At 72.2% G+C, this 13,420-nt stretch carries 10 protein-coding genes; 6 read left to right on the forward strand and 4 right to left on the reverse strand.

Annotated elements, in window-relative coordinates; all coding sequences use genetic code 11:
• Positions 1-162: 162 nt before the first annotated feature.
• Both ACFYZA_RS08015 and ACFYZA_RS08020 read right to left on the reverse strand, forming a co-directional pair.
• Positions 163-1,572 (reverse strand): amino acid permease, encoded by a 1,410-nt coding sequence (locus ACFYZA_RS08015; RefSeq protein ID WP_382588511.1) that lies wholly within the window; start codon positions 1,570-1,572, stop codon positions 163-165.
• A 151-nt stretch (positions 1,573-1,723) separates the two neighbouring features.
• Positions 1,724-3,091: an amino acid permease gene (locus ACFYZA_RS08020; protein ID WP_388488434.1), complete on the reverse strand. Its 1,368-nt coding sequence runs from the start codon at positions 3,089-3,091 to the stop codon at positions 1,724-1,726.
• 259 nt (positions 3,092-3,350) lie between these two features.
• On the opposite strand from ACFYZA_RS08020, the gene ACFYZA_RS08025 reads away from it, so the two are divergent.
• Positions 3,351-3,974, forward strand: a complete 624-nt coding sequence (locus ACFYZA_RS08025; protein ID WP_382588515.1) for a biotin transporter BioY — start codon at positions 3,351-3,353, stop codon at positions 3,972-3,974.
• Between the two features lie 76 nt (positions 3,975-4,050).
• Here ACFYZA_RS08025 and ACFYZA_RS08030 read toward each other — a convergent pair whose 3' ends face one another.
• On the reverse strand, positions 4,051-5,520 hold the full coding sequence (locus tag ACFYZA_RS08030) for an amino acid permease (protein ID WP_382588517.1): 1,470 nt from the start codon (positions 5,518-5,520) through the stop codon (positions 4,051-4,053).
• Positions 5,521-5,691: 171 nt separating this feature from the next.
• On the opposite strand from ACFYZA_RS08030, the gene ACFYZA_RS08035 reads away from it, so the two are divergent.
• Together ACFYZA_RS08035 and ACFYZA_RS08040 are read left to right on the forward strand one after the other, a co-directional pair.
• Entirely contained in the window at positions 5,692-6,180 is a 489-nt protein-coding gene (locus ACFYZA_RS08035) for a ribose-5-phosphate isomerase (protein WP_382588519.1), read from the forward strand.
• Between the two features lie 9 nt (positions 6,181-6,189).
• Complete coding sequence (locus tag ACFYZA_RS08040; RefSeq protein ID WP_382588521.1) at positions 6,190-6,999, forward strand: Fpg/Nei family DNA glycosylase; 810 nt, start codon at positions 6,190-6,192, stop codon at positions 6,997-6,999.
• On the opposite strand, the gene ACFYZA_RS08045 is transcribed toward ACFYZA_RS08040, so the two are convergent.
• Positions 6,987-8,216: a GNAT family N-acetyltransferase gene (locus ACFYZA_RS08045; RefSeq protein WP_382588523.1), complete on the reverse strand. Its 1,230-nt coding sequence runs from the start codon at positions 8,214-8,216 to the stop codon at positions 6,987-6,989. The two genes, ACFYZA_RS08040 and ACFYZA_RS08045, sit on opposite strands and share 13 nt — an antisense overlap.
• Positions 8,217-8,334: 118 nt before the next feature.
• Between ACFYZA_RS08045 and ACFYZA_RS08050 the strand changes: the two genes are divergently transcribed.
• From ACFYZA_RS08050 to ACFYZA_RS08060, 3 genes are all read left to right on the forward strand, one after another.
• Positions 8,335-9,480, forward strand: a complete 1,146-nt coding sequence (locus ACFYZA_RS08050; RefSeq protein WP_388488439.1) for a PP2C family protein-serine/threonine phosphatase — start codon at positions 8,335-8,337, stop codon at positions 9,478-9,480.
• A 161-nt stretch (positions 9,481-9,641) separates the two neighbouring features.
• Positions 9,642-10,454 carry an ABC transporter ATP-binding protein gene (locus tag ACFYZA_RS08055; RefSeq protein WP_382588527.1) on the forward strand — a complete coding sequence of 271 codons (813 nt, stop codon included), beginning with the start codon at positions 9,642-9,644 and terminating at the stop codon, positions 10,452-10,454.
• Between the two features lie 288 nt (positions 10,455-10,742).
• Positions 10,743-13,187 carry an ABC transporter permease gene (locus tag ACFYZA_RS08060; RefSeq protein ID WP_388488443.1) on the forward strand — a complete coding sequence of 815 codons (2,445 nt, stop codon included), beginning with the start codon at positions 10,743-10,745 and terminating at the stop codon, positions 13,185-13,187.
• Positions 13,188-13,420 lie beyond the last annotated feature (233 nt).

Consider the following 13,420-nt stretch of genomic DNA (forward strand, 5'->3'; position numbering starts at 1 on the left):
CCGACTGCTCACTGCAAATGCTTATTGCAATTGATGTGCAAGTGCACGCTACCAGCAGCAATAGGCCTGTGCAGCTAAGGGTGACCTCAGTGAAAAGCCCTGCGTCCCCGGGCCTAGGGCCAAGGGACGCAGGGTTGTTGGGAGCGGGAAGGGGATGTGCGGTCAGGCGTCGAGCGGGGTCCTCGCCGAGGTCCGCTGGCGGATGTAGCCGATGACCGCGAGCACCAGGGTGAGCCCGCCCGTGTAGTAGAGCTGGACCCTCGTCGCGTCCTCGCGGGCCATCAGGACGAAGACCACCGCCATGCCGACCAGCGCGACCCAGGTGAGCCACGGGTACAGCCACATCTTCACGACGAGCTTCTCCGGTGCCTCCCGCTCGATGCGGCGGCGCAGCATCAACTGCGAGGCGGCGATGAAGAACCAGACGACCAGGATGATCGCGCCGATGGTGTTCAGGAGCCACTGGAAGATGTCGTCCGGGCGCCAGTAGCTCAGCAGCACGCACACGAAGCCGAAGGCCGAGGACGTGAGGACCGCGACGCGCGGCACCCCGCCCGAGATCTTGCCGAGCACCTTGGGGCCCTGGCCGCGCGAGACCAGCGAGCCGGCCATGCGGGACGCGCCGTAGATGTTCGCGTTCATCGCGGAGAGCAGCGCGACGAGGATGACCACGTTCATGATCCGGCTCGCCCCGGGGATGCCGAGGTGGTCCAGGGTCGCGACGTAGGGGCCCTTGGTGGCGATGTCCTTGGTGGTCCACGGCAGCAGCGTCACGACGACCGCCATCGAGCCGACGTAGAAGACCGCGATCCGCCACATCGCGGTGCGGACGGCCTTCGCGACGCCCTGGACGGGGTGTTCGGACTCGGCCGCCGCGATGGTGACCGTCTCCAGGCCGCCGTACGCGAAGACGGAGGCGAGCAGTCCGACGATGAGGCCCTCGCTGCCGTTGGGCATGAAGCCGCCCTGGCCGGTGAGGTTGGTCAGGCCCGGGGTGCTGGTGTCGGGCAGCACGCCGATGATCGCCAGTACGCCGATGACCAGGAACGCCACGATCGCGAAGATCTTCAGCGCGGCGAACCAGAACTCGAACTCGCCGAAGTTCTTCACGGCCGCCAGGTTGGTGCCGCAGAACAGCAGCATGAACACGGCGACCAGAGCCCACTCCGGGACGCCCGGCAGCCAGCCGTGCACGATGCCCGCGGCGCCGATGCCCTCAAGGCCCACGGCCACGCACAGCAGGAACCAGAAGGCCCAGCCCGCGGTGAACCCGGCCCAGGGGCCGATCGCCCGCTCGGCGTGCACCGAGAAGGAGCCGGACGCGGGGTTGGCGGCCGACATCTCGCCCAGCATGCGCATGACGAGCATGACCAGGGCGCCGGATATCGCGTAGGCGAGGACGATCGAGGGGCCGGCCGCGGCGATCGCCGTGCCGGACCCGACGAAGAGCCCGGCGCCGATGACCCCGCCGAGGGCGATCATCGAGAGATGGCGCTGCTTGAGGCCGTGCGTGAGCGGCGAGTCGGTCTTCGGCCGGCTGTCGTCCGGCGCGGGCGCGGTTGTCCGAGACATGGGCATGCCCTGTTCAGTAGCTGATCCACCGGGTCGGCGGCACGGAGCCCACAGTCTTAGGGCGGCCCCGCTCAGAGGGAACACCCGACCGCTATGCGGACACTCGACTCACACAGCGTGAAGAGACACGTGCGTGTTGTTTACCTGAATTTCACACGCGCCGCGTGCGCCACTCCCGTACCCCTGCCACCAGGAGCACCACGGCCGTCGCCCCCGCCGACCACAGCACCTGCGGCCGGGCCGTGGCGTCGAACAGCATCAGGACGAGCACCGCGGCCATCGCGGCGAGCGCGGCCCAGGTGAGATAGGGGAAGGCCCACATCCTCAGGGTCAGCGTCTCGGGGGCCTCGCGCTCGATGCGGCGGCGCAGCCGCAGCTGGGAGAGGGCGATCAGGGCCCACACGAACAGGAGCACCGCGCCCACCGCGTTGAGCATGTAGAGGAACACCGAGTCCGGCCACTTCAGATTGAGCAGCACCGAGACGAACCCGAAGGCCACCGAGGCGAGCACCGCCCGGCGCGGCACCCCGCCGCCCGACACCTTCAGCAGGCCCTTCGGCGCCTCGCCCCGCTCGGCGAGCGAGAAGATCATGCGCGAGGAGCCGTACAGATTGGCGTTCAGGGCGGAGAGCAGCGCCACGAACACCACGATGTTCATGACCTGGCCCGCCGACGGGATGCCGATCGAGTCGAGGACCGCCACGTACGGGCTCTGGCCCGGCTTCATCGACGTCCACGGAAGGAGCGTCACGATGACCAGCATCGAGCCCACGTAGAAGAAGAGGATGCGCCACACCGCGCTGCGCACCGCGCGCCCGACCGCCCGCACCGGGTCGTCGGACTCGGCGGCGGCGATCGTGACGACCTCCAGGCCGCCGAACGCGAAGATCACCGCGAGCACCCCGGAGACCACCCCGCTCCACCCGGCGGGCAGGAAGCCGCCCTGCCCGGTCAGGTTCGCGAGGCCCACCGCCGAGGTGTCCGGCAGCACGCCGAAGACCGCGAGCAGCCCGAGCGCCAGGAACGCCACGATCGCGAAGATCTTCAGGGCGGCGAACCAGAACTCGAACTCGCCGAAGTTCTTGACCGCGGCCAGGTTGGCGCCGGTGAACACCACCATGAAGATCAGCACCCAGGCCCACTGCGGGACCCCCGGCGCCCAGCCGTTCGCGATCTTCGCGGCGCCGGTCGCCTCCACGGCGAGCACGACGACGAGCAGGAACCAGTACAGCCAGCCCACGCTGAACCCGGCCCAGCGGCCGAGCGCCCGCTCGGCGTGCACCGAGAACGAGCCCGAGGCGGGCATCGCCGCCGACATCTCACCGAGCATCCGCATCACCAGCATCGCGATGGCGCCCGCGATCAGATACGAGACGACGATGCCGGGACCCGCCACCGCGATACCGGCGCCCGACCCCACGAAGAGCCCCGCGCCGATCACCCCGCCGAGGCCGAGCATGGTCAGATGGCGCTGTTTGAGGCCGTGCGAGAGGGGTTCGGCGGGCGGAGACTCGTGCATGGCGCTCGTAACTTTCGGTTTATGGGGAACCTACAGTCTCGCCGAGTCATGACCCTGGGCGCAAAAGGGATACCCGAGACGAACACCGCAGTGACGAGGGTCACGCCGGGCGGTGCATGAATCCCGTCGTTTGTCCGGACCCCACCAAGGCTCCAACACCCGCTTTGTGGGCGGCTGCTGGTGATCCAGCGAGATTCAGTGGGCTAACGTCACCGTGTCCCCAGCACGTCCCGCTGCCCCAACACCTGCCGGAGTTCCGATGAGCACTGCGTCCGCCGCCCCCCGCACCGGATCGGTTCTCGCCGACCTGCTGCCCTCCCCCAAGCTCTCGGCCTCGCTCGAGCGGGGAGGCGCCACCACCCGCATCCGGGACATCGCGCTCGTCGTCGGCGGCGCCGCGCTGACCGGGATCGCCGCCCAGATCGCCGTGCCCGTCCCCGGCTCGCCCGTTCCGGTCACCGGCCAGACCTTCGCGGCCCTGCTCGTCGGCGCGGGCCTCGGCGCCGGCCGCGGCTTCCTCTCGCTCGCGCTCTACGCCCTGGTCGGCATGGCCGGGATGCCGTGGTTCGCGGACGGCACCTCGGGCGCGGGTGGCGCCTCCTTCGGCTACGTCCTCGGCATGCTGCTCGCCTCCACCGTCGTGGGCGCGCTCGCCCGGCGCGGGGCCGACCGCTCGGTGTTGCGCACGGCGGGCATGATGGCGCTCGGCTCGGCGATCATCTACGCGGTGGGCGTGCCCTACCTCGCCGCCTCGACCGGCATGTCCCTGACCGCCGCGGTCGCCGCCGGCCTCACCCCCTTCCTGATCGGCGACGCCCTGAAGGCCGCCCTGGCGATGGGCCTCCTGCCGACCGCGTGGAAGCTGCTCGGCCGCAAGGGCTGATGCCCGGCACGCACGGAACGGAAGAGGGCCCGGCATCCGCCGGGCCCTCTTCCGTCTCAGCACTCCAGGCATGCGCCTACGGCGCGGCGACCTCTTCCTTCACGCCGCTCGGCGCGGGGGCGCGGCGGGCGAGTACCTGCTGCTTGACGACGGCGACCACGATGACGAGCGCCGCGACGAGCAGCGAGAGCAGCACCTGCTCGCGGCCGGACTTGTCGAACAGCATGTAGACGAGGACGAAGGAGATCATCCCGATCGTCAGCCAGGTGAGATAGGGGAAGCCCCACATCTTCACCGTCAGCTTCTCCGGCTGCTCGCGCAGGATGATCCCGCGCATCCGCAGCTGGGTGAAGCAGATCACCAGCCACACGAACAGGGCGACCGCGCCGGAGGAGTTGAGGAGGAACGCGAAGACGGTGTCCGGCCACTTGTAGTTGAAGAAGACGGCTACGAAGCCGAAGACGACCGAGGACAGGATCGCGACCTGCGGCACGCCCCGCTTGTTGGTGCGGGCGAAGGACTTCGGCGCGTCACCGCGCTCACCGAGCGAGAACGCCATCCGGGAGGCCGTGTAGAGGCCGGAGTTGAGGCAGGAGAGCACCGCCGTCAGAACGATCACGTTCATGATCTGGTCGGCGTGCGGGATGCCGATCGTCTTCAGGGCCGCGACGTACGAGCCGTCGGCGACGATCGAGGGGTCGCTCCACTTCAGGAGGGTGAGGACCACGAAGATCGAACCGAGGTAGAAGACCGCGATCCGCCAGATCACGCTGTTGGTGGCCTTGGTCACCGCGCGCCGCGGGTCCTCGGACTCGCCGGCGGCCAGGGTGACGATCTCGGAGCCCATGAAGGAGAACACGACCATCAGGACACCGGTCAGGATCGCGCCGTAGCCCTTGGGGAAGAACCCGCCCGCGTCCGTGAGGTGCGCGAAGCCCGCGCCGGGGTTGTCCGAGCCCGGCAGCACGCCGAACACCGCGAGAAGGCCGATGATCACGAAGCCGCCGATCGCGACGACCTTGATCCCGGCGAACCAGAACTCGAACTCGCCGTACGAGGAGACCGAGGCCAGGTTGGTGGCGGTCAGGACCAGCATCACTATGAGCGCCCAGCCCCACTGCGGGACCCCCGGCACCCAGTCGTGCAGGATCTTCGCGCCGGCCGTTCCCTCGACCGCGAGCACCACGACCCAGAAGAACCAGTAGAGCCAGCCGATCGAGAACCCGGCCCAGCGGCCGAGCGCGCGGTCCGCGTACGCCGAGAACGAGCCCGACGACGGGCGGGCGGCGGCCATCTCGCCCAGCATCCGCATCACGAAGACGACCATCACGCCGACGAGTGCGTACGAGAGCAGGATGGCGGGTCCTGCGGCGGCGATGCCGGAGCCGGAGCCCACGAACAGGCCGGCGCCGATCACGCCACCGATGGCGATCATGGAGAGATGGCGGTTCTTCAGACCAGCCTTGAGGCCGCTGTCGGGCACCTGCGGATCACCGGGTTCACCGGGCAGGCGGTCTTCCTTCGCAAGGGACGGCTGCGAGGTCATAGACGCTTCCTTAAGTCTTCGGAGCACTCGGGTTACGAGCCCGGGTATTCAAACCTGGTCCGCTTCGGGACGGAAGGCCTGAATCCGGATCGTTAGACGGGACCAAGTGCGGGGACCAAAGTCCTCACCCCGCTAAGCCCTGCCCTGCCCCGCGCATGCCACACTCGGTACATGCGCGTGTACCTCGGCTCCGACCATGCCGGCTTCGAACTCAAGAACCACCTCGTCGAGTGGCTCACCGCCCACGGGCACGAGCCCGTGGACTGCGGTCCGCACATCTACGACGCCCAGGACGACTACCCGCCGTTCTGCCTGCGGGCCGCCGAGAAGACGGCCGGCGACCCGGACGCCCTCGGCATCGTGATCGGCGGCTCCGGCAACGGCGAGCAGATCGCCGCCAACAAGGTCAAGGGCGTCCGCGCCGCACTGGCCTGGAGCGAGCAGACCGCGGCCCTGGGGCGCGAGCACAACGACGCCAACGTCATCTCCATCGGCGGCCGGATGCACACCGAGGAGGAGGCGACCAAGTTCGTCGAGATCTTCCTCGCCACCCCGTACTCGGGTGAGGCGCGTCACACCCGCCGCATCGAGATGCTCACCGAGTACGAGACCACCGGCAAGCTCCCCGAGATCCCGGCCCACCACCCGCAGCAGGGCTGAGCCCGGCCCATGCCCGAGGGCCACACCATCCACCGCCTGGCCGCCGACCACGACCTGAGGTTCGGCGGCCGGCCGCTGCGCGCGTCCAGCCCGCAGGGCAAGTTCTCGGACGGCGCGGCCCTGGTCGACGGCCAGGTCCTGGAAGACGCCGAGGCCCACGGGAAGCACCTCTTCCTCGGCTTCGGGCCCTCGGGCTGGGTGCACATCCACCTCGGCCTGTTCGGCAAGTACGGCTTCGGCGACACCCCGGCCCCGCCGGCCACCGACACCGTACGGCTGCGGCTCCTGAGCGACACCGCCTACGCGGACCTGCGCGGGCCGACGACCTGCGCGCTGATCACCGACGGCGAGAAGCAGGCGATACACGACCGGCTCGGACCCGACCCGCTGCGGTCCGACGACACCGGCGACAAGGCCTGGCAGCGGATCTCTAAGAGCCGCACCACGATCGCCGCCCTGCTCATGGACCAGAAGGTGATCGCGGGCGTCGGCAACGTCTACCGCGCCGAGGTCCTCTTCCGGCACGGCATCGACCCCTACCGGCTCGGCAAGGACCTGACCCGCGCCGAGTGGGACGCCATCTGGGCCGACCTGGTGGAGCTGATGCGCGAGGGCGTCCGGCTCAACCGGATCGACACAGTCCGCCCCGAGCACACCCCCGAGGCCATGGGCCGCCCGCCGCGCGTGGACGACCACGGCGGCGAGGTGTACGTCTACCGCCGGGCGAACATGCCCTGCCACCTGTGCGGGAGCGAGATCCGCACCGCCGGCCTCGCCGCCCGCAATCTGTTCTGGTGCCCCGGCTGTCAGAAGCCGTGAGGCAGCCACGGCGCGAGCTCGCTGCCGAAGGCCGTCGACGCCCCGGCGAGCGCGCCCGGCCGCAGCTCACGCACCCGCCCCGCCCCCGCCAGTGAGGCGAGCGTGACCCCGCCGAGGTAGGCGGCCCCCAACTCCCTTACGGACAGGGCGAGTTCGGCCGGGTCCTCGGTGCGTACACAGGTCGCCCCCTTGGCGTCACCGGTCAGCCGCCAGCGGCCCGCGTTCCACGGACAGAACGCGTCCTCGACCTCCAGGACCACATCCACGGGCGTCGCGTACGTCCGCGCCTCCAGGGCCGCGCCCACCTCGACCAGGCGTACGTGCAGGGAGTCCCGCAGCCGGATCCCGCAGCGGCGCACATCGGACACCAGGTGCTGGAAGGGATCGTCGACCGGCCGGGACTTCACCTTCAGCGTGCTCGTCAGGTCGATCTCGAACAGATAGCGCCACAGCGTCGCGGCCACCGCCGGGTCCTCGGCCTCCAGGTCCTTCAGCCGCACCGTGCCCTTCGCGCCCGTCGGCTCCGCCTCGACGGCGACCCGGTAGCGGGCGTACCCGACCAGCTCCCCGTCGCGCTCGGCGAGGACGCACTGCAACGGCGAGCCGCCGTCCCGGAAGGACTCCGGGTCGATGACGTTGAACCGGTCCCAGCCCGGCACGCGGGCCAGCATGCCCGGGCGGCGCGGCACCAGGCGCGCGTACAGCTCCTCGCAGCGGGCCAGCGACTCGTCCACCTTCACGTACCGCAGAGCCACCTCCTCGGCACCCGGCGGAAGATCGATGCGGACCCGGGCCGTGTCGATCTCGGCCGACAGCGCCATCGAGCCGATCCCGTACCCGAACCGCCCGTAGATCGCGGGCTCGGATGCGGTCAGGACGGCGAGCGCCTCGCCCCGCTCACGCAGCCCGTCGAGCTGGCGCCGCATCATCGACGTGAGAATGCCGCGGCGGCGGTGGGTGCCCATGACGCCGACGGCCGTCACGCCCGCGGCGGGAACCACGGCCCCGCCCGGCACGCTCAGACGGAACGGGAAGGTACTGGTGCCGGCCACGCACAGCGAGCCGTCCCAAGCGGCGATCGTCCGCTCGGGGTCGATCAGCTCGCGCCACCCGGCCAGCTCCTCGGGGGCGTCGGGGATCCCGCCGAAGGCCACCATCACGGCCCTGTACCACTCGTCCCACTCGGCCGGGTGCAGAACCCGCAACTCCATCGTCATGGGTGCATGACTAGCAGGGAGTACGCCGTGCGAGCGACCGGATTTCCACCGGGGCGCCCGCCCCGGGCGCCGGGGGTCACCTGCACGCGGCCCCACCGGCTGGATAGGGTCCTCGGCAATGGCACGTGCGATGAGAGCGGACTCGTTCACCGCCCGGTGGCGCAAGGCGCTGCACCGGGTCCGCAACGCGGTGCGCAGATCCGGCGTCGACTACTTCCGTGGCGACGGCTCCGACTGGATCGCCCTGGCCGCCCTGCTCCTCACCGTCCCCGCCATCACCTGCGCCACCCTCCTCGCACCCCTCTGGTGCGCCCCCTCCGCCCTGGTCCTGCCGATCGTCGCGGGCGGGCTCCTGCTGCGGCCCGCCAACCTGCTCGGCCTGTACGCGGCCGCCGCGACCGCGCTGATCGTGGAATCGGTACGGCTCGGCCCGTACACCGCCGGGCCCTCGCGGGTCACCCCGGGCACCGTCCTCGTGGTCGCCGCGTGCGGGCTCTTCGGGCTGCTCATCGCCCAGTTCCGGGCCCGCGTCGGGGTGCCCTGGCGGCGCGGCGGCACCATGCTCTTCGACCTGCGCGAACGCATCCGCGTCCAGAGCGCGCTTCCGCAGCTGCCCAAGGGCTGGCACCGCGAGATGGCCCTGCGGCCCGCGGGCGGCCAGTCCTTCTCCGGCGACTTCGTGGTCGCCGCCCGCACCGGCGGCGGCCGCACCCTGGAGATCGTGCTCACCGACGTGTCCGGCAAGGGCATGGACGCGGGGTCGCGCGCCCTGCTGCTCTCCGGCGCCTTCGGCGGGCTCCTCGGTTCGCTGCCCCCGCACGCCTTCCTGCCCGCGGCCAACGGGTATCTGCTGCGGCAGGACTGGGACGAGGGCTTCGCCACCGCGATCCACCTCGTCCTCGACCTCGACTCCGGCGACTACGAGCTCCTCTCGGCCGGCCACCCCCCGGCCCTCCAGCTCCACGCCGGCTCCGGCCGCTGGCAGGAACAGGCCGCCGAAGGGCCCCTGCTCGGCGTCTACGACGGTGCCGAATTCCACCCCGCCAAGGGGGCGCTGGCCCCCGGTGACGTCCTCATGCTCTTCACGGACGGGCTCGTGGAGACCTCGGAGCGGGACATCGGCGAGGGCATCGACCGCCTGACCGGCGAGGCCGACCGCTATGTCTCGACGGGCTTCGGCGGAGCCGCCTGGCACCTGATCGAGGCGGTCGCCAAGGACGTCAACGACGACCGGGCGCTGTTGCTCATCAGGCGGGACGCGTAGCCGTCTCGCGGCGCGGGGCGCGGGCCGGGGGTGGGCCCGAGGGTGGGGGCAGCCCCACCCTTGATCCACCGGCGGCCGCCATGGCCCGCGTGCCGCCCCGCTCCGTAGGTTCGAGGTGTCGGCGCGAGCGCGCCGGACACGACGAGCGGAGGGCAGGGGCCATGGCACTGCGACGGGCCAAGAACACACGCCGGACGACCGCGGACGCGGCGCCCGGCCACGACTGGGCCGTCGAACTGCGCGGTGTCAGGCGGCAGTACGGCCGGGGCGCCGCCACCGTGCACGCGCTGCGCGGCATCGACCTGACCCTGCCGCGCGGCAGCTTCACCGCGGTGATGGGCCCGTCCGGCTCCGGCAAGTCGACGTTCCTGCAGTGCGCGGCGGGCCTCGACCGGCCCACCGACGGCTCGGTCCGCCTCGGCGGTACCGAGATCACCGGCATGAGCGAGAACAAGCTCACCGAACTGCGCCGCTCCCGCCTCGGCTTCGTCTTCCAGGCCTTCAACCTGCTGCCCTCCCTCACGGTCGAGCAGAACGTCGTGCTGCCGATGCGGCTCGCCGGGGACCGGCCCGACCGGCGCCGCGCGGCCCAACTCCTCGCCCAGGTCGGCCTGGACGGCAAGGGCGACCGCCGCCCCGGCGAGCTCTCCGGCGGCCAGCAGCAACGCGTGGCGATCGCCCGGGCGCTGGTCACGAGCCCCGACGTGATCTTCGCGGACGAGCCGACGGGAGCGCTGGACACGACGACGGCCGCCGAGGTTCTGTCGCTGCTCCGCAACGCGGTGGACGCCCTTGGCGCGACGGTGGTGATGGTCACCCACGACCCCACGGCGGCCGCCCACGCCGACCAGGTCCTCTTCCTGGCCGACGGCTCCATCGCGGACGCCCTCCCGGCGACGTCGGCCGCGCGGATCGCGGCGCGGATGACGACGCTGACGGCCCGCCGGGGCCACGCGGAGCCCGCAGCGGCCTGACCCCGCGGCTCCGCCCCGGACCCCGTTCGCGAGTACCACCAGGGGCGCGAGGAACTGCGCGACCAGCCCCGCACGGTGGACGGCCGAAAACGGTGTTGGGGGCGCGGGGAACTGCGCGACCAGCCCCGCACGGCCCGCACCCGAAGGAGGGTCTGGGCCCGACCAGCCACCCACGCCCGCCCCAGTCGCAGCCAGCCAGCCAGCCAGCCCCGCCCGCACCGGCGACACCGGCGACACCGGCGACACCGAGGCCATCCGACACCCCCCCCGCACTCCGCAGGAGCCCCCATGCACGCCCCCAACCGCCTCGCCCGCGCAGCCCTCCGCTTCAGACCCTCCTCCTTCGCCGGGACCTTCGTCGCACTTCTCATGGCCGCGATGATCGTCTCCGCCTGCGGCCTCCTGCTCGCCACGGGCATCACCGCCTCCGTCCCGCCCCAGCGCTACGCCGGCGCCCCCGTCGTGGCCGCCGCCGACCAGAGCCTGCGCTACACGGTCGGCTCCGGAGAGGACCGCGACGTGGAGTCCCTCGCCCTTCCGGACCGGGCCCGCCTCGACAACTCCCTTGTGGCGAAGGCCGCTTCGGCCCCCGGTGCGGCGACGGCCATCGCCGACCTCTCCCTGCCGGTGCGTACCGGCAAGGACGCCCCCGTCACCGCCCACAACTGGGCCTCCACCGCCTTCACCGGTACGAAGCCCGACTCCGGCACCGCGCCCCGCCCGGGCGAGGCGGTCGTCACGAGCGGCACGGTGGGGGAGCGGATCACCCTCGACACCCCCGGCGGCCAACGGGAGTTCAGGGTCTCCGGTACCGCCGGCGCCCCCGGCGGCCACGACATCTGGCTGAACGACGCCGACGCCCGCGCCCTCGGCGGCCACCCCGGCAAGGTCGACGCCATCGTCGTGCTGCCCAGGCCCGGCACCTCCACCGACACCCTGGCCGCCCAGGTGCGGCACGTCCTCGGGGACCGGGCCCAGGTGCGTACCGGAGACGAGCGGGCCACGGTCGAGGACCGCGGCCTCGCCCAGGCCAAGGAGGTGCTCACCGGCCTCGGCGGCTCCTTCGGCGGCATCGCCGCGATGGTCGCGGTGTTCACCGCCGCCGGCACGGTCGCCCTCTCCGTGAGCCAGCGCCGCCGCGAGTACGCCCTGCTGCGCGCGATCGGCGCCACCCCGCGTCAGATCCGCCGCACCATCGCCACCGAGGCCCTGCTCGTCGCCCCGCTCGCCGGAGTGCTCGGCTGCCTGCCCGGCGTCGCGCTCGCCACCTGGTGGTTCGGCCAGCTCCGCGACAAGGGCGCGATCCCCGCCACCGTGGACCTCGCGGTCACCCCGCTGCCGCTGCTCGTCGCCGTCGCGGCCACCGTGGTGACCGCCCTGTGCGCGGGCGCGGCCGCGGCCCGCCGCCCCTCGAAGATCAAGCCCGGCCAGGCGCTCGCCGAATCCGCCGCCGAACGCCTGCGCCCCGGCTGGATCCGTACGGCCATGGGCGCCGGCGCGCTCGCCGGCGGCTGCGCGTTCGCCGGGCTCGCCGCCTCCGAGACCGGCGAGGACGCCGCCAACGCGGCCCTCGGCGTCGTCATGCTGTTCATGGTCGCCGTCGCCCTGCTCGGCCCGCTGGTGGCCCGCGCCTGCGCCGCCGTCCTCGGCATCCCGCTGCGCGCGGCGGGCGCGGCCGGCTCGCTGGCCGCCGCCAACGCCCGCACCAACGCACGCCGGTTGGCCTCCGCGATCACCCCCATCGTCCTCGCGATGGCCTTCTCGTCCGTCCTGGTCTTCCTGCACACCAGCGAGGAGCGGGCGATCGAGGACCAGCAGCGGGCGGGCATCACCGCGGACCGGGTGGTCACCGACCCCGCCGGACTGCCCTCCGACGCGGTCGCCCGCGCCGCCGCCGCCCCCGGCGTCCGGACGGCGGTCGGCCTCACCCGCACTTCCGTCCTCATCCCGAACGCCGGCTCCGGCTACACGCCCCACGCGGCGTCCACCCAGGGCGTCACCGGCACCGGCGCCGACCTGGCCGAGGTCCAGGACCTGGGCGTGCGCACCGGATCCCTGACCGCACTCACCCCGGGCACGGCCGCCGTCGACGCCTCCCTCGCCACCGCCGCGCACATCCGCACAGGCGACCGCCTCCCGCTGCGGCTCCCCGACGGCACCCCGGCCGCCCCGAAGATCGTGGCCACGTACGACCGGGGCCTCGGCCTGGCCCAAGTCACGCTCCCGCAGGCCGACTTGGCTTCCCACGTGACCGCACCGAACCCCACCACCGTGCTCACCCGGGCCACCCCCGCCGCGACCGCCTCCCTCGCCGCACTCGGGCACGTCACCGACGCCGCCGGCTACGCCACCGCGCAGAGTACGGACCGCGAGGTCAACGCCTGGGCCAACACCGTCATGGCCGCGGTGCTCGGCGGCTTCGCGGCCGTCGCCGCCGTCAACACCCTGGTGATGACGGTCTTCGACCGCCGCCGTGAACTCGGCACCCTGCGCCTCATCGGCACCACCCGCCGCCAGGTCCTCAAGATGATCCGCTGGGAGGCCCTCCTGGTGGTCGCCGCCGGCCTCGTCATCGGCAGCGCCATCGCCCTGGCCACCCTCGTGCCGATGGTGAACGGCCTGACCGGCGGAGCCCCTTACATACCGCCGCTCCTGTACGGATCGTTCGCGGGCGGCATCCTGGTCCTGGCCCTGGCCGCGACGGCCCTGCCGGCCCGCGCGGCCCTGAGGTGACCGGGCGTGCCGCCGCCCGGCCGCGCCGACGGGGATCCGGTGGCCGATTCACGCCGAACTCACGTCACGGACACGGCAGTTGGCACCGTGGATGACCAAACGTCACGTCAACTCCCCGCCGGTTGGCCGGATCCTTACCTTGGCGATCCGTCACCCGGGAACAACCACAGGGGTGTTGGTGGCACGATAGACCTCGCGGGGGTGTGCGCGGCATGCTCCCGGGCCGGCAAGGC

The sequence above is a fragment of the Streptomyces sp. NPDC001828 genome (assembly GCF_042892175.1).
Taxonomy (GTDB): Bacteria; Actinomycetota; Actinomycetes; order Streptomycetales; family Streptomycetaceae; genus Streptomyces.